This window comes from Variovorax sp. GW821-FHT10B04 (assembly GCF_059415645.1).
Map to the genome: position 1 here is coordinate 19,495 of NZ_JBWKNQ010000020.1, position 22,353 is coordinate 41,847.

General features: G+C 67.6%; 22 protein-coding genes. 5 read left to right on the forward strand and 17 right to left on the reverse strand.

Going from position 1 to position 22,353, the window contains the following annotated elements; translation table 11 throughout:
- Window positions 1-15 precede the first annotated feature (15 nt).
- From AC07PZ_RS30880 to AC07PZ_RS30910, 7 genes are all read right to left on the reverse strand, one after another.
- Window positions 16-744, reverse strand: a complete 729-nt coding sequence (locus AC07PZ_RS30880) for an amino acid ABC transporter ATP-binding protein (RefSeq protein ID WP_495299005.1) — start codon at window positions 742-744, stop codon at window positions 16-18.
- The gene (locus AC07PZ_RS30885) at window positions 719-1,342 is read right to left on the reverse strand and encodes an amino acid ABC transporter permease (RefSeq protein ID WP_495299045.1); all 624 of its coding nucleotides are present in this window, start codon (window positions 1,340-1,342) and stop codon (window positions 719-721) included. The genes AC07PZ_RS30880 and AC07PZ_RS30885 overlap by 26 nt, the downstream gene beginning before the upstream one ends.
- Before the next feature lie 46 nt (window positions 1,343-1,388).
- Window positions 1,389-2,072, reverse strand: a complete 684-nt coding sequence (locus AC07PZ_RS30890) for an amino acid ABC transporter permease (protein WP_495299006.1) — start codon at window positions 2,070-2,072, stop codon at window positions 1,389-1,391.
- Between the two features lie 7 nt (window positions 2,073-2,079).
- A complete protein-coding gene (locus tag AC07PZ_RS30895) occupies window positions 2,080-2,844 on the reverse strand; it encodes an SDR family NAD(P)-dependent oxidoreductase (RefSeq protein ID WP_495299007.1) in 765 nt (254 codons plus the stop codon).
- 64 nt (window positions 2,845-2,908) lie between these two features.
- On the reverse strand, window positions 2,909-3,964 hold the full coding sequence (locus AC07PZ_RS30900; RefSeq protein ID WP_495299008.1) for a tagatose 1,6-diphosphate aldolase: 1,056 nt from the start codon (window positions 3,962-3,964) through the stop codon (window positions 2,909-2,911).
- Window positions 3,965-3,980: 16 nt separating this feature from the next.
- On the reverse strand, window positions 3,981-4,934 hold the full coding sequence (locus AC07PZ_RS30905) for a PfkB family carbohydrate kinase (protein ID WP_495299009.1): 954 nt from the start codon (window positions 4,932-4,934) through the stop codon (window positions 3,981-3,983).
- A complete protein-coding gene (locus AC07PZ_RS30910) occupies window positions 4,931-6,121 on the reverse strand; it encodes a fumarylacetoacetate hydrolase family protein (RefSeq protein ID WP_495299010.1) in 1,191 nt (396 codons plus the stop codon). Before AC07PZ_RS30910 ends, AC07PZ_RS30905 begins: the two co-directional genes overlap by 4 nt.
- Before the next feature lie 134 nt (window positions 6,122-6,255).
- On the opposite strand from AC07PZ_RS30910, the gene AC07PZ_RS30915 reads away from it, so the two are divergent.
- On the forward strand, window positions 6,256-7,008 hold the full coding sequence (locus AC07PZ_RS30915) for an IclR family transcriptional regulator (RefSeq protein ID WP_495299011.1): 753 nt from the start codon (window positions 6,256-6,258) through the stop codon (window positions 7,006-7,008).
- 59 nt (window positions 7,009-7,067) lie between these two features.
- A complete protein-coding gene (locus tag AC07PZ_RS30920) occupies window positions 7,068-7,796 on the forward strand; it encodes a ribonuclease activity regulator RraA (RefSeq protein WP_495299012.1) in 729 nt (242 codons plus the stop codon).
- Window positions 7,797-7,847: 51 nt separating this feature from the next.
- Here AC07PZ_RS30920 and AC07PZ_RS30925 read toward each other — a convergent pair whose 3' ends face one another.
- From AC07PZ_RS30925 to AC07PZ_RS30935, 3 genes are read right to left on the reverse strand one after another with little or no spacing between them, the layout of a single operon-like run.
- On the reverse strand, window positions 7,848-9,002 hold the full coding sequence (locus tag AC07PZ_RS30925) for a phospholipase A (protein ID WP_495299013.1): 1,155 nt from the start codon (window positions 9,000-9,002) through the stop codon (window positions 7,848-7,850).
- Window positions 8,999-9,514: a hypothetical protein gene (locus AC07PZ_RS30930; protein ID WP_495299014.1), complete on the reverse strand. Its 516-nt coding sequence runs from the start codon at window positions 9,512-9,514 to the stop codon at window positions 8,999-9,001. Before AC07PZ_RS30930 ends, AC07PZ_RS30925 begins: the two co-directional genes overlap by 4 nt.
- Window positions 9,515-9,525: 11 nt before the next feature.
- Window positions 9,526-11,628, reverse strand: coding sequence for an ATP-dependent helicase (locus AC07PZ_RS30935; protein WP_495299015.1), 2,103 nt, complete (start codon window positions 11,626-11,628; stop codon window positions 9,526-9,528).
- 158 nt (window positions 11,629-11,786) lie between these two features.
- Between AC07PZ_RS30935 and AC07PZ_RS30940 the strand changes: the two genes are divergently transcribed.
- Entirely contained in the window at window positions 11,787-12,749 is a 963-nt protein-coding gene (locus tag AC07PZ_RS30940) for an AEC family transporter (RefSeq protein ID WP_495299046.1), read from the forward strand.
- 29 nt (window positions 12,750-12,778) lie between these two features.
- Here AC07PZ_RS30940 and AC07PZ_RS30945 read toward each other — a convergent pair whose 3' ends face one another.
- Window positions 12,779-13,423, reverse strand: coding sequence for a hypothetical protein (locus tag AC07PZ_RS30945; RefSeq protein WP_495299016.1), 645 nt, complete (start codon window positions 13,421-13,423; stop codon window positions 12,779-12,781).
- Window positions 13,424-13,636: 213 nt separating this feature from the next.
- Between AC07PZ_RS30945 and AC07PZ_RS30950 the strand changes: the two genes are divergently transcribed.
- Window positions 13,637-13,849, forward strand: a complete 213-nt coding sequence (locus tag AC07PZ_RS30950; RefSeq protein ID WP_495299017.1) for a hypothetical protein — start codon at window positions 13,637-13,639, stop codon at window positions 13,847-13,849.
- 48 nt (window positions 13,850-13,897) lie between these two features.
- Here the strand turns inward: AC07PZ_RS30950 and AC07PZ_RS30955 are convergent, their stop codons facing one another.
- Together AC07PZ_RS30955 and AC07PZ_RS30960 are read right to left on the reverse strand one after the other, a co-directional pair.
- The gene (locus AC07PZ_RS30955; protein WP_495299018.1) at window positions 13,898-14,776 is read right to left on the reverse strand and encodes a hypothetical protein; all 879 of its coding nucleotides are present in this window, start codon (window positions 14,774-14,776) and stop codon (window positions 13,898-13,900) included.
- A 50-nt stretch (window positions 14,777-14,826) separates the two neighbouring features.
- Window positions 14,827-16,971, reverse strand: coding sequence for a primosomal protein N' (locus AC07PZ_RS30960; protein ID WP_495299019.1), 2,145 nt, complete (start codon window positions 16,969-16,971; stop codon window positions 14,827-14,829).
- Between AC07PZ_RS30960 and AC07PZ_RS30965 the strand changes: the two genes are divergently transcribed.
- Window positions 16,970-17,161 carry a hypothetical protein gene (locus AC07PZ_RS30965; protein ID WP_495299020.1) on the forward strand — a complete coding sequence of 64 codons (192 nt, stop codon included), beginning with the start codon at window positions 16,970-16,972 and terminating at the stop codon, window positions 17,159-17,161. The two genes, AC07PZ_RS30960 and AC07PZ_RS30965, sit on opposite strands and share 2 nt — an antisense overlap.
- 213 nt (window positions 17,162-17,374) lie before the next feature.
- On the opposite strand, the gene hemE is transcribed toward AC07PZ_RS30965, so the two are convergent.
- The 4 genes from hemE to AC07PZ_RS30985 all read right to left on the reverse strand — a co-directional run bounded on the left by hemE (window position 17,375) and on the right by AC07PZ_RS30985 (window position 22,330).
- Window positions 17,375-18,478 (reverse strand): uroporphyrinogen decarboxylase, encoded by a 1,104-nt coding sequence (gene hemE, locus AC07PZ_RS30970; RefSeq protein ID WP_495299021.1) that lies wholly within the window; start codon window positions 18,476-18,478, stop codon window positions 17,375-17,377.
- A gap of 49 nt (window positions 18,479-18,527) precedes the next feature.
- Entirely contained in the window at window positions 18,528-19,220 is a 693-nt protein-coding gene (locus AC07PZ_RS30975; RefSeq protein ID WP_495299022.1) for a redoxin domain-containing protein, read from the reverse strand.
- Window positions 19,221-19,397: 177 nt separating this feature from the next.
- Entirely contained in the window at window positions 19,398-21,569 is a 2,172-nt protein-coding gene (locus AC07PZ_RS30980; RefSeq protein WP_495299023.1) for a protein-disulfide reductase DsbD family protein, read from the reverse strand.
- A 17-nt stretch (window positions 21,570-21,586) separates the two neighbouring features.
- Window positions 21,587-22,330, reverse strand: coding sequence for an alanyl-tRNA editing protein (locus AC07PZ_RS30985; RefSeq protein WP_495299024.1), 744 nt, complete (start codon window positions 22,328-22,330; stop codon window positions 21,587-21,589).
- Window positions 22,331-22,353: the final 23 nt, after the last annotated feature.

Below are 22,353 nucleotides of genomic sequence, written 5' to 3' on the forward strand. Positions count from 1 at the left end.
GCAATTCCTCCAGGCTCAGAGGCCGCTGCCGACAAAGCGCTGCAACTCGGCCGTGCGCGGTGCATCCAGCATCGCGGCGGGGCCCATCTCGTGCACGCGTCCTTCGTGCATGAAGACAACCGTGTCCGCCACGCGGCGTGCGAAGGCCATCTCGTGCGTGACCAGCAGCATCGTCATGCCTTCGCGCGCGAGCTCCTCGATGACCTTCAGCACTTCGCCGGTGAGCGTCGGGTCGAGTGCCGACGTCACCTCGTCGAACAGCATCACCTTCGGCTGCATCGCGAGCGAGCGCGCGATCGCCGCACGCTGCTGCTGGCCGCCCGACAACTGCTCGGGATAGGCGTCGAGCTTGGCGAGCAGGCCGACGCGGTCGAGCGTCTTCGTGGCGAGCGCGTGCGCCTCGGCGCGACTCATCTTCTTGACCCAGCGCGGCGCCAGCATGATGTTTTCCGCCACCGTCAGGTGCGGAAAGAGGTTGTAGCTCTGGAACACGATGCCGACGTCCTGGCGCATGCGCCGCAGGTCGATGCCGGGGTCGCTCACCCGGTGGCCGCAGACCACGATCTCGCCCTTGTCGATGCGCTCCAGCCCGTCCACGCAGCGCAGCGCCGTGCTCTTGCCGGATCCGCTGGGGCCGATCAGCGCGAGCACCTCGCCCTTCTGCATCTCGAACGACACGCCGCGCAGCACCTGGATGGCGCCGAAGTTCTTGCCGACCTCATGCAGCCGGACGATGGTAGACATTCAGTTTCCTCTCGAGACGCCGTGCGAGCCACGACAGCGGATAGCACAGGCCAAAATAAAGCACCGCGATGACCAGGTAAGTGGTGAATGGCCGGAACGTGGAGTTGTTGATCAGCTTGCCGATGTAGGTCATCTCGGCCAGCCCGATGACCGACGCCAGCGAGGTGCTCTTCACGATCTGCACCATGAAGCCCACGGTCGATGGCGTGGCGATCCGCAGCGCCTGTGGCAGCACCACCAGGAAGAGCCGCTGCACGCGCGTGAGCGCGAGGCAGTCGGCGGCCTCCCATTGCGTGAGCGGGACCGACTGCAGGCTGGCGCGCCAGATCTCGCCGAGGTAGGCGCTCGCATAGATGGTCATGGCGACGCTCGCGGCCAGCAGCGGCGGAACGTCCAGGCCGAACAGCGACAGCCCGAAGTACAGGACGAACATCAGGATCAGCACCGGCGTGCCCTGCACCAGCTGCACGTAGACGCTGCTGATGAAGCGGACGACGCGGTTGCCCGAGATGCGCGACAACGCCACCACGAAGCCGACCAGGCCACCGCCGACGAAGCTCAGCAGCGACAGGCCGATCGTCCAGGCGAGCCCGTTCATCAATGCCGCGAAATGGGCGGGAGACAGCAGCAACTCGTTCTCCCGTTCAGATCGGGGTGCCCAGCACGCGGCGGCGCTTGAACACCACGCGGCTGAGTACCCAGAAGATCCCGCGCATCACGAAGGACAGCGCCAGATACAGCGCCGCAGCGACCAGGAACACCTCGAACGACCGGAAGGTCTCCGAATTGATCATGTTCGATACGGCGGTGAGTTCTTCGGCCGAGATCTGCGACGCGGTGCTGGTGCCGAGCATCAGCAGCACGTACTGGCTGGTGAGCGCCGGGTACACCCGTTCGATCGCGGTCGGCAGCACCACGCGATGCAGCACCTGCCAGCGCGTCAGCGCCAGGCATTCCGCCGCTTCGATCTGGCCTTGCTTGATGGACTCGATGCCGGCCCGCACGATCTCCGTCGAGTAGGCCCCGATGTTGATGACGAGCCCGATCACGGCCGAGGTCGTGACCGACAGCTTCAGGCCGAGCGAGGCGAGTCCGAAGAAGACGAGAAAGAGCTGCACCAGCATCGGCGTGTTGCGGATGATCTCCACGTACACGCCGACGGCACCGCGCAGCCACTTGCTGCGGCTGGTGCTGCCGAGCGCGCAGGCCGTGCCCAGCAGGAACCCGAGCACGGTCGAGCTCGCCGCGAGCTCCGCCGTGACGAGTGCGCCCTGCAGGAAGCGCGGCCAGTACTCGGCAACGAAACTGAAGTCGAACTGGTAGGTCATGAATGGCTCAAGCCATGAACTGCCCGCCGTTCACCTCCAGCACCTGGCCCGTGATGTAGCTGCTCAACTGGTCCGAGGCGAAGAAGATGTAGGCGCCGGTGCAGTCGATCGGGTCGCCGATGCGTGCCATCGGAATCGTCTTGCGCATGTTCTCGAGGATCTCGGGCGTCGAATAACGATCGTGGAACGGCGTGCTGATCACGCCCGGCGAGACGCCGTTGACGCGGATGTTGTTGCCCGCGAACTCCTTGGCCATGTTGCGCGTGGCGTTCAGCACGAAGGCCTTGGCGCCTGCGTAGAGCAGGGCGCCGGGGCCGCCGCCGTTGCGCGCCGCCACCGAGCTGGTGTGGATGATGCTGCCGCGGCCGCCGGCCTTCATGTGCTTCACGGCGGCTTGCGAAGCCACCACCACGGAGCGCACGTTCAGGTCCATGACCTGGTCGTACAGCGCGTCGTCGACCTGTTCCAGCGGCGCGCGCTTCACCAGCGCGCCGGCGTTGTTGACGAGCACGTCGAGGCCGCCCATGGCCGCCGCGGCTTCGTCGACGATGCGCGTGGCCTCGGCCGAGCGCGACACGTCGCCGCCGACCAGGTGTACGCGGCCACCGTCTGCGCGGATGGCCTGCACCAGCGTCTCGGCCTGCTCGCGGCTGGCGTTGTAGTGCACCGTCACGATGGCGCCGAGGCGCGCATAGGCCTGCGCCACGGCGGCGCCGATGCCGGTGCTCGAACCGGTGATGAGGATGCGGCGGTCTTGAAGGTCTGTGACCATGAATATGTCTCCTTGATGCGAATGAATGGCCGCCGATGAGCGGCCGATGCGGATTCAGGTGGGTTCAGGCAAATGCGGCGTATTCCGCAGGGAAGCCGAGCCCGGCCGAGGCCAGCGACGGCGCACCGGCAAAGGCGGGGGCGGCGTTCCACGGGTGTGCGAGCTGGTCCGTCATGTCGTTGATCTGCTTCATGTAGCGCAGGCCTTCCTCGGCAAGCTGGGCTTCCATGCCGGCGAGGTCGGGGTATTTCTGCGTGAAGGCCGGCCACCAGATCGCGCGGCCCGCGAGGAAGCCGCTGGCGCCTGCGTGGAACGCGTAGTGCAGCACCCGGCGGAACTCTTCCATGCCGGCGCCCGCGCTCAGCATGACCCACGGCTTGTCGATCAGCTTGCCCATCTCGGTGAACCACTGCTGTGCTTCTGCGACGGCCGCGTCGCCATCCTCCGGCGCCGGCAGGTCACGTGCCGCCAGCGGGCTTTCGAGCTTGTAGATGTCGACGCCGTACTTCGGATCGGCGAAGTCGCGCACGCTCTGCAGCACCAGCTCCGGGCGCTTGTCCTTGTGCTCGATGTAGTCGGTGGTGTGGCCCGCCGTGCCTGCGAACGGGAACACCAGCAGTTCCAGCAGGAACGCGAGGTCGTAGCGCTTGCAGGCGTCGCCGACTTCCTGCACCAGGCGTTGCTGGTGCGCGATGACGTCGGCCGCTGCGTCGGGGCGGTACCAGAGCAGCAGCTTCACGCCATCGGCGCCGGCGCGCTTGATCTTCTCGACGCTCCAGCCCTTCATCAGGCGGGTCTTGCGGCCACCGGGACTTTCCTCGAAATTGAAGTCTTCCAGCGTCAGCAGCAGGCCGGGGCCGGACGGCAGCGCGTCGAAGGATGCGCCGTAGCCGTAGTCCGGGTCGATCAGCAGCGCGGAGCCTTCGTGCGCAAGCGCCTTGACCAGCGAGCGCTTGACCGCGCCGACACGTTCGGGCGTGGCCTGGCCGGCGCCCAGCTTTTCATTGAGCGCCTTGATGATGGGCGGCCGCTGGTCGACGGCGACCATCTTGAATCGGCCGTTGGCGTCGGCCAGCCGGCGCATCGTCCGGTACTTGCCGGCGGAGAGAAGCGTTGTCATAGGTTCTTTCGAGGAGTCAGACCGGTGCGTCGCAGCTGAGATCCACTGCGGTCCGGTAGCGGGGTTGAAATCGATCCAGTTCGTCCACCGTCGGGATGCCGGTGCCGCCACCCCATCGCGTGCACTTGAGTGCGGCGACGCGGTTCGCGAAGTCCAGTGCTTCGGCGGGGTGTTGTCGGCGCGCGATGGCCAATGCGAAGGCGCCGTGGAATGTGTCGCCTGCGGCCAGCGTGTCGACGACCTGCACGTCGATCCCGGGCAGCGCGCGGCTGACGTGGCCGTCGTACCAGACGCAACCTTGTTCGCCGAGCGTGACGGCCAGCAGCGTGTGGATGTCGGGTCGCCAGAGTTCGGCGAGCGCGCGGTGCAGGTCCTTGCCGGCGCCCGGCCGAAGCTGCTCGAGCGCGGGCATCGAGAAGACCACCTGCTGGGCCAGCGGCACGAATTCGGCCAGCGTGCCGTCGGACGTCAGGTCGGCGTCGAGCACGCTCGGCACGCCGGCGTTGCGTGCGGCGGCGAGCACCGCGCGGGTCGCCGCCGGCCAGCGCACGTCGCACAGCACGGCGTCATGCGCAGCCACCTGGCCGAGCGGCAGCCAGCTCGCATCGCGATCGAGCTGCGGGTCGGCGAAGGCCAGGATCAGCCGCTCGCCCGCATCGTTGATCGCGACGGCCGACGTGCCCGAGCGGCCGCCTTCGACGCGGCGCACGGCGCTCACGTCCACGCCCGCCTCGCCGAGTTCCTGCACGATGCGTGCGCCCTGCGCATCGGCGCCGACGCGCGCCCACAGCGTGGCGCGCCCACCCTGGCGCGCGACCGTCACCGCAGCGTTGGCTGCAGGGCCGCCCGCGGCCGATGCGAAGGCCGTGCAGAACACCTTGGTCGGTGTGGACGGGAATTCCGGCAGCGCGAAGATCTGGTCGTACACGGCGACACCCACGCACAGCACCGAGGCTGCGGCGGCGCTCATGCCCGCGCTCCCATCAGATTGCGTTCATGCAGATTGGCGTAGAGCGCGCGCACACCGAAAGTCCATGGCGGGATCTGCGTGGACAACTGCACCGTGTTGATGAGCCGTCCGAGTTGCGCGGTATGGATCGAGACGCGGTCGCCGAGCTTGTGCGTGAAGCCCGCACCCGGCGCACCGCGATCCTGGATCGGCGAGAACATCGTGCCGAGGAACAGCATGAAGCCGTCCGGATACTGATGGTGCGCGCCGCAGGTCTGCGCCACGAGGTCGAGCGGATCGCGGCTGATCTCGCGCATGTTGCTCATCCCGTGCAGCACGAAGTCGTCGATCTCGCCGGCGATCTCCAGGGCGACTTCCGCGTTGCGCACCGAATCGATGTCGAAGTGCGCATCGAACAGCCGGATGAACGGGCCGATGGCGCAGGAGCCGTTGTTGTCCTTCGCCTTGCCGAGCAGCAGGGCGCTGCGGCCTTCGATGTCGCGCAGGTTGACGTCGTTGCCGAGCGATGCGCCCACGGTCTGGCCGTGGCCGTTGATGGCCAGCACGATCTCCGGCTCCGGGTTGTTCCATTGCGATGCCGGCGACAGGCCGACCTGCGCACCGAAGCCGAGCGCCGACATCGGCTGCGACTTGGAGAACACCTCCGCATCGGTGCCGAGCCCGACTTCCATGTATTGCGACCAGGTGCCGCGCGCCAGCATCTCGTCGCGCAGGTGCAATGCCGCAGGCGACCCGGGGCGGATGTGCGCCAGATCGATGTCGATCGAGCTCTGCAGTTGCGCGCGGAGTTCGCGGGCCCTGGATGCATCGCCGTTCGCCTGTTCCTCGAGCACGCGTTCGAGCAGGCTGACGGCGAAGGTGACGCCGCAGGCCTTGATCGCCTGCACATCGTTGGGCGCCAGCAGGAACGGCCGGTTGGCGTCGCGATGGCCTTCGATGCTGTTGGCGAGCAGCGCCTCGACGCTGCCGAGGGAATCTCCGGGTGCGTTTCTCGCCAACTCGACGGCATCCTTCCGGTCCAGCAGATCGGCGGTGGTCGGCGTCACGGCGCTGATGTCGATCACCTCGCCATGGCGAATCGCGACCACGCTGGGCCCGCCCGTCGGTTCGGGGCGCCAGGCGCGCCCGACCAGCGCCGCCAACGGCAGGTCCGCCGGCAGGCAGGAAGAGAAATCAACAGGCGTCATGCGTTTTTCAGTGCGTCGAAGGGGAGCGCGAGATTAGCAGCGGCGAACCACATCGTCCATAATATTGGTCATCAATCCAACCTGTTGGACGTGCTGTGCACAGTCCGGCGTTTGTCGAAACGACAATCAGGACCATGACCGAACCCTACGATGTCCCTGCGCTGAGACGTACCGAAGATGTTCTGCAGCACCTCGCGGCGAGCCGCTCGCCGTTGAAGGCGTCCGATCTGCTGGCGGCGACCGGGCTGTCCAAGAGCACGCTGTACCTGTTGCTCGAATCCCTGGAGCGTCGACGCTGGATCGAGCGATCGGGCGATGGCTACATCGTCGGCGTGCGGCTGTTCGAGCTGGGCAGCGCCTACCTCCGTCACGACGGGCTGCAGGACGCGTTTCGCACCGCGGCTTCCACGTTCGTGGGAAAGCACAACGAGGTGGTGCAGATGGCCGTGCTGGACGGCGCCGAGGTCGTCTACATGGCGCGCGAAGACCCCAAGCGCCCGGTGCGGCTGGTGTCCGATATCGGCACGCGCCTGCCGGCCCATTGCAGTGCGCTGGGCAAGGCCATCCTGGCGCAGATGGACGACGCCGACGTGATCGCGCTGCTTCCGCCGACGTTGAGCGCGTTCACGGAACACACCATCACACGCTTGCCTCAGCTGCTCAAGGTGCTGACCCAGGTGCGCAGTGCCGGCATGGCCGTCGACGTCGAGGAGGTGTCGGCCGGCCTGCATTGCTTCGCCGCGTATGTCGGCATGACGGCCATGGGTCGCCGTGTGGCCGTCAGCACGTCGGTGCCGGTCGAGCGCATCGACGCCCGGCGCGAAAAGCAGCTGGCCGTCGGCATCGTCCAGCTTGCACAGCAGATCGGCGCGCGCATCGCGCGCTGAGGCGTTCTCTCTCGCTCCCTCTTTCTCCCGACTCCCAAGCCTTCCAAAAGGAATTGAAGATGACCGATGTTCCCGTTCTCCCCCTCGACGACCGTCTGGCCGATGCCCTGCGGGGCATCAGCACCGCCACGCTGACGACCGTGCTGCTGAAGAAGGGTTTGCGCACGACATGGATGCGCGGTACCCGGCCGCTGCGTCCGGATCAGGGGCGCCAGGTCGGACGCGCCTTCACGCTGCGCTTCGTACCGGCGCGGGAAGATCTCGCGACGCCCGCGTCCTGGGCGTCGCCGATCTCGACACGCGCAGCGATCGAGGCGATGCCCGCCGGTGTCATTGCCGTCGTCGATGCGATGGGATTGACGGGCGCGGGCATCTTCGGCGACATCCTCTGCGAGCGCATGGCGCGGCGCGGGGTGAGCGCATTGGTCACCGACGGTGCGGTGCGTGATGCGGACGGCGTGCTGGGAACGGGGCTGCCGGTCTGGTGCGATGGCGTCGCGGCGCCGGCGTCGGTTGCCGCGCTGACCTTCGTGAGCTGGCAGGAGCCGATCGGTTGCGGCGGCGTGGCGGTGTTTCCGAACGACGTGGTCGTGGTCGACACCGATGGCGCCGTCCTGATCCCGGCCGGACTGGTGGAGGCCGTGGTGGAAGCCGCCATCGAGCAGGAGCGGCTGGAGTCCTGGATCATGCAGGAGGTCAGGCAGGGTGCATCGCTGCCCGGCCTCTACCCACCCAATGCCGACAACCTGGCGCGTTTCGAAGCATCGAAGAACGCCGCCCAGTCATGAGGCAGGCGCTGCGTGCCGCCGCAGCGGCGCGCAGGCCCGTGGCAGTCCGCCTCAGAAGTCCACGAGACTCAGCCCGATGCTGAGCACGGTGCGCTTGCGGTTGTAGTCGACCAGTGTGTCGCCGTAGCCATGGAACAGCTGCGTGTGGAAGCGCAGGTTGCTCTTCACCGGGTCGCCGATCACCTTCATCCATTCGAGGCGGATCGAACCGTGGCCGCTGCTGCGCAGGTTGTTGCGCAGCGTCGCGCTGAAGCTGTTGTCGCGGTTGTAGTTCCAGCGGCCGGTGAACTCGGCGCGGCCGATGTAGTCGGCGATGTCCGGGTTGTCGTCGTCTTCCGCGTCTTCCTTGATGCGGTTCCAGAAGCGCGTGGTGAACTGGAAGCGGTCGTCGAGTTCCATGCCTCCCATCAGGAAGGTGCGGTTCCAGCTGCGCGACAGCGGCAGCGTCTGGCCGTTCGACTGGTGCACGATCCCCACGCCGGTATAGCGCCAGCGCCAGCCGAAGGGCAGCTTGAAGTCCGTCGGATAGACGTACATCAGTTCCGGCTCGTGGTCGGTGGTGCGGAAGGGCCGCGAGATCGCCGAATTGAACACCTGCCAGGTCGACAGCTGCGAATACGCGAACCACAGCGAGTCCTTCTTGTCCGGGTCGTTGCCGGTCAGCATGCCCTGGGCGAGCTTGGTGCGTACCGACAGGCCGATGCGCATCTCGTTGGCCTGGTAGTTGATGTAGGTGCCTTCATGGCCGGCAGCCGGCGAGTTCGGCACGGACGGGTCGCTCGTGGCGGCCGAAATCGACACGTTCAGCGGGCGGTAGCCGCGGAAGCCGAAGGTGCCGCAGTCGCTGCCGTTCTCGAGTTCCCAGAAGCGCGACAACGCCGAATACTGACGGTCGCGGCAACCTTCCTCGGTGGCGACCGAAATGACGCGCGTGGCCGGCAGGCTGGCGTCGACCGGCGGCGTCGGAGTCGACGCCAGCACCGGTGGTGCCGCGGGCACTGCGGTGCCGGGCAGCGTCTGCTGCTGGGACCAGCGGTCGAAGCAGGCAAGGCGCGCATCCTTGGCGGCTACCTGCTGGCATTGCTGCCAGGTCAGCTGCGACTCGGCCAGCGGGCTCGGCGGCTTGTCGACCGCCTGAGCGCTCGCGCCCGTCGCGCCGAGACCCGCGAACAACACCAGCACAGCATGCCGTGCCTTGATCGTCATTTCGGGCTGCCGATCTTGTCCAGTACGAAGTTGCGTGTGCGGTCGTCGATTGCGTTTCGCCATGTTCCCTTGAATTCCCTGCCGCATGAGGCGGCTTGCATGTCTCCCGACCAGACCGCGCTGATGCTGCGGCCGTCGCGGGATTCGTCCAGTGTCAACAGGCCATCGTCCGCGATGTCGCCTGCAAGTTGTGCGCCCGTGTCGCCTGCGCCGCCCTGGCCGTCGCGCACGATGGTGCCGCGCACGCTGCCTGCGTAATCCGGATGCGGTGCGAAGGTCACGCGCGCCACGCCGGGGACGCCGTCGAAACGCGCTTCCCACGTGCCGTACAGCGCCTGGACCGGAAGCTCGTCGGCGGCTTCCGGGCAGCCCGGAGGCGCAGCGGGCCGAGGCTTCGCCGCCGCCGCCGTCGTCGTGGAAGAGGTGACGGGCGGTGCGGATTGCGGCTGTGCCGCGCAAGCCGAGAGCAGCAGTGCCGCGACGAGCAGTCCGACGCGGCGTGTCCACCTCACGTGTGTTGCCTTCATGGCGTCTGGGCGGCCGCCGCGGCAGCTGCGGCAGCGCTCTCGGCCGCGCGTTTCGCGAACTCCGCACGCAGCGCCTTGATCTTCTCGCGCGGGTCTTCCTTGGCCGTGCTGCGGTCGAGACCCATCTCGGCGATGAAGCGACTCGGCTGCGCCGCGACCATCTCGCGGCCTTTCTTGCGGCGCTTGGTCCAGCTCACGGCAAGGCTGCGCTGCGCGCGCGTGATGCCCACATACATCAGGCGGCGTTCTTCCTGCAGCCGGGTCAGGATGTCGTCGCTCACCTTTTCCTGCTTGCCGTTGTCGTCGTCCAGCTTGAAGGGCAGCAGCCCCTCGTTCACGCCGACCAGCAGCACGTGCGGCCATTCGAGGCCCTTGGACGCATGCAGCGTCGACAGCGTGACCACGTTCTGGTCCTGCTCGCGTTCGCTGATGGTCGACAGCAGCGAGATGGTCTGCGCGACTTCCAGCAGGCTCTTGCGTTCACTTCCGGTGATGGCGCCGGAGGTGTCGTCGATCTCGCCGCCGGCGCGTTGCGACATCCAGTCGACGAACTCCAGCACGTTGGTCCAGCGCGAGGCGGCGGCGGCTTCGCTGTCCTCGCCGTCGTAGAGGTGCTGCTCGTAGCCGATCTCCTTGAGCCAGTCGAGCATGAAGGTGCGCGAGTCCTCCGCGCCGATGGTCTGGCGCGCGCGGAATTCGAGGTCGTTGATGTAGCGGCCGAACTCGTGGATGCCTTCGAGCGCGCGCTTGGGCAGCACGCTCGGCAGCGACGAACTGAAAAGCGCCTCGAACAGGCTCAGCTTGTACTGGCTCGCGAAGGAGCCCAGCGCGGCCAGCGTCGTGTGGCCGATGCCGCGCTTGGGCGTGGTGATGGCGCGCAGGAAGGCCGGATCGTCGTCGTTGTTGACCCACAGCCGGAACCAGCCGCAGAGGTCCTTGATTTCTGCGCGATCGAAGAAGCTCTGGCCGCCCGACACCTTGTACGGGATCTGCGCCTTGCGCAGCGCCTGCTCGAACACGCGCGCCTGATGGTTGGCGCGATAGAGGATCGCGAAATCGCGGAACTCCTTGTGCTGGTCGCCCTGCGTCACGATGCCGCCTGCGCGCAGGCTGACGATGCGTGCGACGGCGCGCTCGGCTTCGTGCGCCTCGTTGTCGGCGTCGACGATGCGCACCGGTTCGCCTTCGCCCAGTTCGGAGAACAGCGTCTTCGGAAAAAGCTTGGGGTTCGGCCCGATCACGTTGTTGGCCGCGCGCAGGATGGCGCTGGTGGAGCGGTAGTTCTGCTCCAGCTTGACGACCTTCAGATTCGGATAGTCGACCGGCAGTTTGCGCAGGTTGTCCAGCGTGGCGCCGCGCCAGCCGTAGATCGACTGGTCGTCGTCGCCCACCGCCGTGAAGCGGCCGCGCTCGCCGACCAGTGCCTTCAGCACTTCGTATTGCGTGGCGTTGGTGTCCTGGTATTCGTCGACCAGCACGTGGCCGAGCGTTTCCTGCCACTTGCTGCGCACCGACTCGTGCTGCTGCAGCAGCTTGAGCGGCATGCCGATCAGGTCGTCGAAGTCGACGCTCTGGTAGGCCGACAGGCGCTCCTCGTAGCGCGCCATGATGCGTGCGGTGATGCGCTCGTTGTCGTCTTCCGCCAGCGCTTCGGCCTGGGCCGAATTCAGGCCCATGTTCTTCCACTTGCTGATGGTCCACTGCCAGATGCGTGCGGTCGCCACGTCGCTGGTGCCGCCGGCGTCCTTCAGGATCCGGGTGACGTCGTCGCTGTCCAGAATGCTGAAGGCCGGCTTCAGCCCGAGCACCGCGCCGTCTTCCCGCATCATGCGGACGCCGAGCGCGTGGAAGGTGCAGACCACCACCTGCTTGGCGTCGCGGCCGATCAGCCCCTTGGCGCGTTCGCGCATTTCTGCCGCGGCCTTGTTCGTGAAGGTGATGGCGGCGATGCGCTTCGGCGCCAGGCCCGACTGGATCAGCCGCGCGATCTTGTGGGTGATCACGCGCGTCTTGCCCGAACCGGCACCTGCCAGCACGAGGCAGGGCCCATGCAGATAGTTGACGGCTTCCTGTTGGGCGAGATTCAGGCCGGAAGACATGGTGGTCGGGAGTGGATCGGCAGCAAGAAGGGGCGACGCAGGCCGCGGCGGATCGAGGAAGCGCGCAATGATACCGGGCCGCTTCCCGCGCGTTTTCTGCGCCTTGCGGGATACCCGAGCCCCGGCGCCGGAGTGCGCCGGTGGCGACAATCGCCGCCGTGCTCCAGATCCTCGCCGTCACCCTGCCTTTCTTTGCCTTGATCGCCGCGGGCTACCTCGCCGCCCGCCGCCGGGTGCTTCCACTGGAAGCGATCCCGGGCCTCAATGTCTTCGTGCTGTACTTTGCGCTGCCCTGCATGCTGTACCGCTTCGGTGCCGGCACGCCACTGGCGCAGTTGTTCGACGGCACCGTCGGGCTGATCTGGGCGCTCAGTGCGCTGTGCGTGATCGGTGCGGTGGTGGCTTTCACCCGCCGCGGCCGCATCGGCTGGAACGACGCCGCCTTCGGCGCCCTGGTTGCGGCCTTTCCCAATACCGGCTTCATGGGCGTGCCGCTGCTCGCGGCGGTGCTCGGGTCGCAGGCGGTCGGGCCGGTGATCCTCACGGTCCTCTTCGACATGGTGCTCACCTCGTCGGTGTGCATCGCACTGTCGCGGCTGGACGGTTCGGGCGGTGGCGGTGCGTCGCGCGCGCTTCGCCAGGCACTGCGTGGCGTGGTGCTGAATCCGTTGCCGTGGTCGATGTTGCTGGGCGCACTGGCCTCTTATCTCCAGTACCGGCTGCCGGCACCGGTCGAACGGACCATCGGCATGCTGGCGGATGCGGCCTCGCCGACCGCGTTGTTCACCATTGGCGCCGTGCTGGCCCGTTCGGCGCTGCACGCGCGGCAGTTGCAGCGTCGCGCGCCGGTCGGCGAGGTGCTGGCCGTCGTCGTGGTCAAGCTGGCGCTGCATCCGATGCTGGTCTATGCGCTGGGCCTTGCCGCGATCACGCTGGGATTGCCGCTGAGCCAGGCCGCACTTGTAACCATCGTGCTGGTTGCGGCGCTGCCCAGTGCCAGTAACGTTTCGATGCTGGCGGAGCGCTTCGGCGCGGACAACGGCCGCATCGCACGCATCATCCTGTGGACGACGGTGGGCGCGTTCTTTACTTTTCCGCTGCTGACGGCCTGGCTTCACTGAGCCCCGATCATCCCCGGGGCGTCCACAGATCAGGGCGTCAGAACGCCCAGCTTGTACGGATCAGCGTCCGTCAGGATCTCGCAGCGCGACAGGTCGCGCCCCTGGGTGCCATCGCAGTAGTACGCGTTGTAGACCCGGCCGAACAGCGTCGGCAGCGAGGTGAAAAGCACGCCCTGTTCGGCCTGCCAGAGATCTCTCTGCGGCGTCACGGGCGGGGCTGCGGGGGAGGCGGTCGTGTTGAATTCGGCCAGCGTCTTCTGGCCGTCATCGTCGCGCCAACGGGTGGCCAGCTCTTCCGGCCGGGGCCGGGCCGGCACGGGAATCAGCAGCCCGTTCACTTGCGCACCACGGCCGAATCGCCTGTCCTTTCCAGCCAGGAAGGCATAGGCGCAGGCCGCGTGGCACTGCCCTGTCACTTCGGTCTGCACACCGCTTGCATGGATGGCGGTGGCATAGGTTTCCGCCGCAGCGAGCGTGCCGCCGAAGGAATCATGGAATCGCACGACGCGCACCTTGCCGGAGGCCAGGTGCGCTGCAAAGGCGTCGACGGCACTGCCGTCCAGCGTGCCGGAGACTTCGAGACGGTCGCCTTCGACTTCGAGCTCGGCAGCCGGCAAGGCGCCTGCTGCGAGTGCCAGCATGAAAACGGACAGGATTCGGGACAACGCGTTCACGGGGACACACTCCGCTACGGAGCCATGGCGAAGGCTCGATGGCCGGAGCTTCGCAGCGCGGCGCCGTCGGCGTCAACAGCTGTTTCAGAATATTTCCTACACGCCGCCTTGGAAACAGCAGCGACATTCCGATGTACTACCTACGGATAGTTTCTTGGTTACCCTTTTTTACGTACGCTGCGAAGGCGGCGTTGGACCGCAACGAGGAGCACGATGACCTATTTGATTCGCCTCCTGCTTGGAGTCGCCTGGATCGCAGGCATTGCCTGGCTCTGGCATGCCGACATGCTGAGGCCGCTGAGCGCCGTGCTTGCAGGTGCGGCCGGGCTGGTACTGGTCGCCTGGCCGACCGGAAACGCAAGGCGCCGCCGGAGCGCCGCCCTGCAATATGTCGAGATGAGCAAGCAGCCGCTGGGGCTGCCCTGATACTTTGGATGTCGCCCGGCCCGCTGGTTTCTGGCGCGGGATCTGAATTCAGGGCGTACCGCTCTGCATGCGTTTGAATTCTTTTTGCTTCATCGCGAGATAGTCGGCGCGATCGACCTCGTGCAACTGTCGCGCATACCGTTCGGTGGCGTCGAACCACGCAGCAAGCCGCTGGTCGAGCTGAGGTGCACCGGGTGCATCGAGGTAGGCATCGATCGCCAGGTAGTAGCGCATGGTGTTGCGTTCCACCACACCCCGAACCCCGCCCACATAGACAGGCTGCCCATCGGCCGACTTGCCCGTTGCCGTGAAGCCGACCTTGTCGCTGCCCAGCGTGGCCAGGTAACCCTTCATCGCCAGCCGTGCCGCGGTGCCGTAGGCATAGGAATAGCCCAGGTGGATGAACGTTCGGTTGCCGTCGATCGGCACGGCTTCGAGCACGATGCGGTAGTTGCGCGTCGACAGCGGTCCTTCGTCGGCATCCAGCCGCGCGTTGAGGTAATTGGCAACCGCGCTGTCGGCATGGAAGGCGAAGTCGATGCGCTGTGCATCCGCGATGGGCTGGTCGAACTTCCGTCCGACCGCGACCGTCAGCCCGCTGGTATTGCCGCTGTCGTGCACGGCGCAGTGCTTGGTGTTCAGGTGGAGCATCAAGACTTCGCACCAGGCATCCGGCCGTTTGAGCGCGCGGTCCACATCGGCGTACGGGTGGTCGATGACCGCGTAGATGCTGCCGCTCAGTTGGCCCGACGTCTCCGTCGACTCCAGCACCAGCTTGCGGCCGAACGCGTTGCGCTCGAGCTGCGGGCCGAGCGTCGTGTATTTCGTGAGAAGCGTGCCGGGCCCTTCGCTCGACTGGGCCGCGGCGAGGAGCGGCACCAGCGCGGCGGCGAGCAGCGCGAGACTGCGTGCAATGAAGTTTGTCATGGTTGGTTCACGCTAGAACGACGGTGCGCCGGCCGTGCAGGACATCGGCTTCAGATGCTGTGCGGGTCAACGTCGACCAGCCAGCGGATCACGCCCTTGCCTTCGGGCTCGCGTCGCAGCGCGTGCAACAGCGGCTGCCATTGGGCGAGCAGTTGCTGCAGCGCAGCCCGCGACGGGCTTTCGATCAGCATCTGCGCGCGCTCGACATTGGCCACGCGCTGGATCGCCAGCGGCACGGCGGGGTAGCGCGTCACGCGCTCGGCGCCGGGCAGCGACGCCGCCTGCTGATCTGCCGCATTCAGGAAGGCCTGGGCCGCTTCCTGCGTGCGCGCGTCGGCGCGCAGCAAGGCCTGGAACGCGAAGGGCGGCATGCCGGCCGCGCGCCGGTCCGCCAGTTCCTGGGCGGCAAAAGCCGTGTAGTCGTGGCGACGCAGCGCGGCGAACAGCGGGTGCTGCGGATGGTGCGTCTGGATCCACATCTCCGCGGTCGCGCCTTGCGCGGCCAGATAGGCGGCGTCGCGGCCCGCTCGGCCGGCCGATTGCATCAACAGGCTGAAGAGCCGCTCCGGCGCACGGAAGTCGCTCGAAAAGAGCGCGCCGTCCGGATTGATCGCCGCCACCAGCGTGATGCGGCGGAAGTCATGGCCCTTGGCGATCATCTGCGTGCCGACCAGCACATCGACGTCGCCCGCATGCACCGCGGCCAGTTGCGACTGCAGGGCGCCCTGTGCGCGGGTGCTGTCGGCGTCGATCCGCGCCACGCGCACGGGGCTGCCATCCGGCCGCGTGACGCCCGCGAACAGCTCGCCCAGATGTTCCTCGAGCCGTTCGGTGCCCCGCCCGACCGGCGCGATGTCCAGGTTGCCGCAGGCCGGGCAGGCGCGCGGCACCCGCTCGGCAAAGCCGCAGTGGTGGCAGCGCAGTGTGCGGTCGATCTTGTGGAACACCCGGTAGGCGCTGCAGTGCGGGCACTCGCTCTTCCAGCCGCAATCACCGCAGGCCAGCACCGGCGCATAGCCGCGCCGGTTCAGGAACACCATGCTCTGCTCGCCGCGCGCGATCCGCTGGCCGATGGCGTCGAGCAACGTGCCCGAAAGCACGGTGCGCGCCGGTTGCAGGTTCATGTCGACCGTGCGAACGGTGGGCAGTGCACCGGCGCCGACCCGGCTCGGCATCGCGAGCCGCAGGTAGTTGCCGCCCGGGTCGACGCCTTCGGCTGGCCGGCTGCGATACCAACTCTCGAGCGACGGCGTGGCCGAGCCGAGGATGACCTTCGCGCTTTCGCGCCGGCCGCGCCAGACGGCGAGGTCGCGCGCCGAATAGCGCGCGCCTTCCTGCTGCTTGTAGCTGGGGTCGTGTTCCTCGTCGACCACGATCAGCCGCAGCGTCGGCATCGACGCGAAAACCGCCATGCGCGTGCCCAGCACGATGCGCGCCGTGCCGCTGTGCGCGCCGAGCCAGCTGGCGAGCCGTTGCGGGTTCGTCATGCCGCTGTGCAGTGACACCACCGCGCCGGCGCCGAAACCGGTCTCGAACCGTTCGCGAAACCGTGCTTCGAGTTGCGGCGTGAGATTGATCTCCGGCACCATCACAAGGGCCTGCGCCGTCGGGTCGCGCGCCAGCAATTCGGCCACGCATCGCAGGTACACCTCGGTCTTGCCGCTGCCGGTGCTGCCGAACAGCAGGAACGGGCCGGTGGCCGCGTTGATCTCCGCCATCGCCGTGTGCTGTTCCGGCGTGAGATCGGGGACTTCGGCTTCGTCGGATGCGGCGGCGGTCTCCGCATCGGCCGCGGCGGAGGGCGAGCCGCGTCGCTTCAGGCGCCTCGCCAGTTGCACGCCGGTCAGGTCCCGGAGTTGCGGCGGCAGCGCCGACAGCGCGATTTCTCCCAGCGACCGCTGGTAGTAGCGCGCAGCGAACACCACCAGGTCGCGCCAGGCATCGCCCAGCGGAACGAGCGCGTCGAGGGCCGCACCGATCGGCTTGAGCACAGGCGCCTCGCCCAGGGCGGCCGCATCTATATCCGCATCCGATGGCGCCTCGGACTGCCACACCACGCCCAGCACTTCACGCCGGCCCAGCGGCACGCGCACCAGGGTGCCGCCCGGCAGGGCGACATCGTGCCGGTAGCTCAGCAGGTCACCCAGCGCGCTGTGTGCTGGCGTGTGCACGGCTACGTCGACACGCCAGTTCATGAATGTTCACCCTTTTGAAGGATTCTTAACGCAACTTGGAGCAAGGGAACTTAAGTCGTTGATTTTCTTGGAATTTGCACGTCGTCCAGAGTTTCTGTGGATAACTTTGTTGATATCCATGCTGGACGGCCCGGAAGGCCTTTCAAATCAAGGCTTGCGTCAGATTGCCCGGAAAAAAAGCACTGTTTGATTTCTATATGAATCAATGACTTAGCGACGCTATCGCTTTAGGAGCGAGAGACGGGTCCGGCTTGCCATTTTTCTGCACCGCAACAAAGCTTTTGTGCATAAGTCAGCCTACATAGGCCACTTTTGACTTGACAAACGGCGCAACGGCCGTTCCTCCGAATCCGGCCTTCGCTGTCGTCGGCCCCGGCTTTCGTCAGCCGGTTGTCTCGCGGGCTCAAGCCCGCAGGGCGCGGGACTGGGCGTGCACGGCCCGAACGAGCGCTGCGACATGGTCCGGCGGCGTGAACTGGCTGATGCCATGGCCGAGATTGAAGATATGCGTGGCGCCTGGCGTTGCCGGGTCCGCATGCGGCCGGCCGAAGCTTGCCAACACCTTGGCGACTTCGGCCTCGATGCGCTCGGGCGGTGCAAACAGCACATTGGGGTCGATGTTGCCCTGCAGCGCCTTGCCTTGCGGACCCTCGCCGACACGCGCCCGCGCGTCCGCGAGGTTCACGGTCCAGTCGACGCCCAGCACTTCGCAGTCGAGCGCGCGCATCGTGTCGAGCCAGAGCCCGCCACCCTTGGTGAAGACGATGCGCGGGACCGGCTGGCCGTCCGCGCCATCGCGCTTCAGCTGCGACAGCACGCGCGCCGTGTAGGCCTGGCTGAATTCCTGGAACGCACCGTGTGCCAGAACGCCGCCCCAGCTGTCGAAGATCATCACGGCCTGCGCGCCGGCATCGATCTGCGCATTCAGGTAGGTCGCCACCGCGTCGGCGTTGACCGCGAGCAGCCGGTGCATCAGGTCGGGCCGGCTGTACATCAGCGACTTGACCAGCCGGTAGTCGCTCGAACCGGCGCCTTCGACCATGTAGCAGGCCAGCGTCCAGGGGCTTCCGGAGAAGCCGATCAGCGGAACGCGGCCGTCGAGTGCGCGGCGAATCGAGGCAACGGCGTCGAACACGTAGCGCAGCTTTTCCATGTCCGGCACTTCGAGTGCCGCGATGGCGGCTTCATCGCGCACCGGCCGTGCGAACCGTGGCCCTTCGCCGGCTTCGAACGACAGTCCCAGGCCCATCGCGTCGGGCACCGTCAGGATGTCGGAAAACAGGATCGCGGCATCGAGCGGAAAGCGTTCCAGCGGTTGCAGCGTGACTTCGGTCGCGAAGTCGACGTTGGTGGCCAGGCCCATGAAGCTGCCGGCCCGGGCGCGCGTTGCGACGTACTCGGGCAGGTAGCGGCCGGCCTGGCGCATCAGCCAGATGGGCGTGTGGTCGGTGGCCTGGCGCCAGCAGGCGCGCAGGAAGGTGTCGTTTTGCAGAGGAGCGAAGGCCATGCCGGATTGTCGCCTCCCTCTGCACGGCGCTCCTTGACGACCGTCGTCGCTAGCTCTTGTACTTGATCGAGCAGCCGTAGGCCTTGGTCGCCGCCAGGGTCACCGGCTTGCCGCCGGAGGCCTCGCCCAGCGCCTGCGTCACATAGTTGGTCGCGCTCTTGATGTCGTCCGGCCGCGCCGACGGGATGCTGTCGATGCCGCCCGCATACACCAGCACGCCTTGCGGATCGATGATGAACAGGTGCGGCGTGGTGCGCGCACCGTAGGCCTTGCCGATCATCCCGGTCTCATCCATCAGCACGGCGGTCGGTGTGGCGGCGTGCTGCTGCATCCAGCCGTCGAGCGCGGCGGGTGTCAGGTAGTCGCTGGCGCCGCGCTCGGTCGAGTTGACCGACAGCCAGACCGCGCCCAGCGCTGCCGCTGTCTTTTGGGTGGCCGGCATGTTGCCGCTGCCGTAGTGCTTGCGCACGAAGGGGCAGCCGGGGTTGGTCCATTCGAGGACCACGAAGCGGCCGGCGAAATCCGACAGCTTGTGCGTATTGCCGCGGGTGTCGACGGCGACGAAGTCGGGCGCCTTCTGGCCGATGGCCGGTGCGGCTTCGGCGGGCAGGCCGGCCAGCAGCGTGGCGCCGAGGGCGACAGCGGCGGCCATCACGGCGCGACGGGACGCGCGCGACAGCGCGGCGCCGGCATTGCGCGCCGCACGCGCCGAGCGCGATGCGGATGATGAAAATGTGGACATGACCTGTGGCTCCAGGTAGCTAAAAACGAATGACGGCCACAGCTTAGGCCGCTTTTCTCACGCGGCGGTGACAACCCGTATTCGTTGAGGGGCATGCGCCGGCGCCTGCAGCCGGATGGCCGCCGTGCTTGGATGCGCGGTGTCCGCGACCGCGGCGCCGGTGCCGGCGCAGGGCCCTCAAAGTGCGGCCAGCACGCCCTTCAGGTCGTCCTTGCGCAGAATTTCCGTCAGCACCATCGGCGGCTTGCCGGGCGCCTGCAGCACATACACCGGCACGCCGTTGCGGCCGAGCGCGCCCAGCGCCTTGGTGATCCTCGGGTCCTGCCGCGTCCAGTCGGCACGCAGCATCGCGACCTGGCGCGCGTCGAAGCCCGCCAGCACCGACGCATCGGACAGCGTGGTCTTCTTGTTGTACTGGCAGGTGACGCACCAGGCGGCCGTGAAATCGATGAAGACCGGGCGGCCCGCCGCGTTCAGTTCGGCCACCCGTTCGGGCGACCAGGCCTGCCAGCGATCGCCGGCCGCCGCCACCGCCGGCTCGGCACCGCGCAGCAGGTTGTGGCCGATCGCGCCGGCGAGCAACGCGGTGCCTGCGACCAGCACGCTCGCGAGCACCACCCGCGTACGGCCGCTGAGCGTGAAGGCCCAGACCACCGCGGCCAGGCACACGAGCAAGGCGAGCAGCGTGCCGGCGCCGTCGATGCCGGCCTGCTGACCAAGCACCCAGACCAGCCAGGCGACCGTCGCGAACATCGGGAAGGCCATCAGGCGGCGCAGCGTGTCCATCCAGGCACCGGGCTTCGGCAGCAGGCGCGCCACTGCCGGAACGAAGCCGGCCGCCAGATAGGGCAGGGCCAATCCAAAACCCATCACCGCGAACAGCAGCAGCGCCTCGGCGGCCGGCAGCCCGATCGCGAAACCGAGCGATGCGCCCATGAATGGCGCGGTGCAGGGCGAGGCAATCACCACCGCCAGCACGCCCGACAGGAAGTCGTTGGCGACAGGATGCTTCAACTGTGCCGAACAGAGCGCCGCCGGTGCCGCGATGCCGAACTCGAACATCCCGGCCAGGTTCAGCCCGATCAGCGTGAAAAGCGCCGCCAGCGCCGCCACCACGACGGGCGACTGCAGTTGGAAGCCCCAGCCCAGTTGCGTGCCGGCCGCGCGCAGCGCCAGCATCGTCGCGCCGAGCGCCAGGAAGGCCGCCATGACGCCGGCCGTGTAGGCCGCCGCGGCGGTGCGGTGGCCCTTGCGGTCGCCAGCCTGTCGCGCGAAGCCCAGCACCTTGATGGCGAGCACGGGAAACACGCAGGGCATCAGGTTCAGCAGCAAGCCGCCGAGCAGCGCGCCCAGCAGCGCAGCGACGAAGGTGCCGCTCGGTTGCGGCAACGATGCCGACGTGTTGGCCTCGAGCGCCGCCTGCAATGCGGGCGACACGGTGGCGGGCGCCGCCGTGGCCGGCCAGGTGCCGCTGACCGGCGTCTCTGCGCGCCAGGCGATCGGCTGTCCGGCATGGCGATCGGCCTCGGCCAGCGCCACCACGATCGGCATCATCGACGGGCTCGCGCTGCGCTGGTCGGCAAGCGGCAACGTCGCGGTCCAGGTCGTGCCTTGCCAGGACTGGGTCCAGTCCTTGCCCGATGTCGCGCCGTTGTGGATCACGTCGCCGGTCTCGGGGAAGAACTCGAGCGTCTTGCCTTGCGCCGCGGCCGGCAGGCCGTCGAGCCGCACGCGGATCGACTTGTCGGCAATCTCGACGGCGCCGGGCTGCGCCAGCGCGACCGGTTGCGCGGCGAGCGCGGCATCGAAATCGGCCTTGTGCAGCGCGGTCGAGCCCTGCAGCGGCAGCTTCAGCGCGAAGTCGCCTTCCTCCGGGATGCATTCCTGTCGGCAGACCAGCCACGACGCCTTGAGCCGGATGTCCATCGACGCCTCGCCGGTCAGCGAAGTCGTCGGCTTGAAGTCCGGCGCGACCTGCAGCGGCACCGGCAGCAGCACCGTGCCTTCATAGCCGTAGTTGGCCAGCGAGCCGATCGGGATCTTCTTCGGCGTCGGCCAGGCGATCTCGCCTGCGTTCACGCCGGCCGGCAGCGTCCACGCCAATTCGGTCGGCAGCCCCGAATCGCCGGCGTTCTTCCAGTACGTGTGCCATTCCGGCTGATGCGTGATCTGCAGGCCGACCCACACCGGCGCACCCGGCGCCACACCGTCCGGCGCATGTGCCACCAGCTCGGCACGCACGTGCGACGTCGTCACCACGCTGCCGGCGCGTGGCGCCAGCTGGGCCGTCGCCGGCAACGCGAGCGCGACACCGGCCACCAATCCGGCCGCCCACCGAAGCGCGCGCATGCCCAACGCTCGTGTGCTCATGACCATCCAAGTACGACGCGCCGGCTGGTCGCGCTCTTCTTCTCGATCTTCGTGACCACCACCCCGCCGATTTCCGACGTGTTCGCGACATGGGTGCCGCCGCAGGGCTGGAAGTCGATGGCCTGGGCATCGCTGCCGATGCGGATGGTGCGGACCATGCCCGTGCCGCGCGGCGGCTGCACGCTCATGCTCTTGACCAGCGAGGGGTCGGCGTCGAGTTCGGCATCGGTGATCGCACCCACGGCCAGCGGATGGGCCGCCGTGATCAGGCCGGCGAGTCCGTGGGTGAGCGCGTCCTTGTCGAGCGGCTCCGTCATGTGGAAGTCGAGCCGTGCGTAATCGGGCGTGATCGAGCAGCCGTTCACGGGTTGCGCGACCAGATGGCACAGCAGATGCGTGGCGGTGTGAAAGCGCATCAGCCGGTGGCGGCGCTCCCAGTCGATGCGCGCGACCACGGCATCGCCCGGCGTGAGGCCGGCCCACTGCGCTTCCTGGCCTGCCGCGGGCACATGCAGGATGTCGGCCGTCGGGTTGCCTTCGGCGTCCTTGGCCTTGCGCGTGTCGGCGATGGCGATGCTGCGGCCGTCCGCCAGCACCAGCGTGCCGCTGTCGCCCGCCTGCCCGCCGCCGAGCGGATAGAACACGGTGCGATCGAGCACCAGGCCGGCGTCGTCGACGCGCACGATGCGCGCTTCGCATTCGCGCAGATAGGCATCGGCGCGGAACAGGTCGTGGGTCATGATGATCCCGATGGTAGCGGCGC

Bases quoted from the DNA above. Each gene is read 5' to 3' on its own strand.
- AC07PZ_RS30910 (WP_495299010.1), bottom strand. From the start codon at position 6,121: ATGACGCCTGTTGATTTCTCTTCCTGCCTGCCGGCGGACCTGCCGTTG.
- hemE (WP_495299021.1), bottom strand. From the start codon at position 18,478: ATGGCCTTCGCTCCTCTGCAAAACGACACCTTCCTGCGCGCCTGCTGG.
- AC07PZ_RS30905 (WP_495299009.1), bottom strand. From the start codon at position 4,934: ATGAGCGCCGCCGCAGCCTCGGTGCTGTGCGTGGGTGTCGCCGTGTAC.
- AC07PZ_RS30935 (WP_495299015.1), bottom strand. From the start codon at position 11,628: ATGTCTTCCGGCCTGAATCTCGCCCAACAGGAAGCCGTCAACTATCTG.
- AC07PZ_RS30895 (WP_495299007.1), bottom strand. From the start codon at position 2,844: ATGGTCACAGACCTTCAAGACCGCCGCATCCTCATCACCGGTTCGAGC.
- AC07PZ_RS30975 (WP_495299022.1), bottom strand. From the start codon at position 19,220: ATGTCCACATTTTCATCATCCGCATCGCGCTCGGCGCGTGCGGCGCGC.
- AC07PZ_RS30955 (WP_495299018.1), bottom strand. From the start codon at position 14,776: ATGACAAACTTCATTGCACGCAGTCTCGCGCTGCTCGCCGCCGCGCTG.
- AC07PZ_RS30960 (WP_495299019.1), bottom strand. From the start codon at position 16,971: ATGAACTGGCGTGTCGACGTAGCCGTGCACACGCCAGCACACAGCGCG.
- AC07PZ_RS30980 (WP_495299023.1), bottom strand. From the start codon at position 21,569: ATGCGCGCGCTTCGGTGGGCGGCCGGATTGGTGGCCGGTGTCGCGCTC.
- AC07PZ_RS30920 (WP_495299012.1), top strand. From the start codon at position 7,068: ATGACCGATGTTCCCGTTCTCCCCCTCGACGACCGTCTGGCCGATGCC.
- AC07PZ_RS30950 (WP_495299017.1), top strand. From the start codon at position 13,637: ATGACCTATTTGATTCGCCTCCTGCTTGGAGTCGCCTGGATCGCAGGC.
- AC07PZ_RS30915 (WP_495299011.1), top strand. From the start codon at position 6,256: ATGACCGAACCCTACGATGTCCCTGCGCTGAGACGTACCGAAGATGTT.
- AC07PZ_RS30985 (WP_495299024.1), bottom strand. From the start codon at position 22,330: ATGACCCACGACCTGTTCCGCGCCGATGCCTATCTGCGCGAATGCGAA.
- AC07PZ_RS30900 (WP_495299008.1), bottom strand. From the start codon at position 3,964: ATGACAACGCTTCTCTCCGCCGGCAAGTACCGGACGATGCGCCGGCTG.
- AC07PZ_RS30880 (WP_495299005.1), bottom strand. From the start codon at position 744: ATGTCTACCATCGTCCGGCTGCATGAGGTCGGCAAGAACTTCGGCGCC.
- AC07PZ_RS30885 (WP_495299045.1), bottom strand. From the start codon at position 1,342: ATGAACGGGCTCGCCTGGACGATCGGCCTGTCGCTGCTGAGCTTCGTC.
- AC07PZ_RS30890 (WP_495299006.1), bottom strand. From the start codon at position 2,072: ATGACCTACCAGTTCGACTTCAGTTTCGTTGCCGAGTACTGGCCGCGC.
- AC07PZ_RS30925 (WP_495299013.1), bottom strand. From the start codon at position 9,002: ATGACGATCAAGGCACGGCATGCTGTGCTGGTGTTGTTCGCGGGTCTC.
- AC07PZ_RS30965 (WP_495299020.1), top strand. From the start codon at position 16,970: ATGAATGTTCACCCTTTTGAAGGATTCTTAACGCAACTTGGAGCAAGG.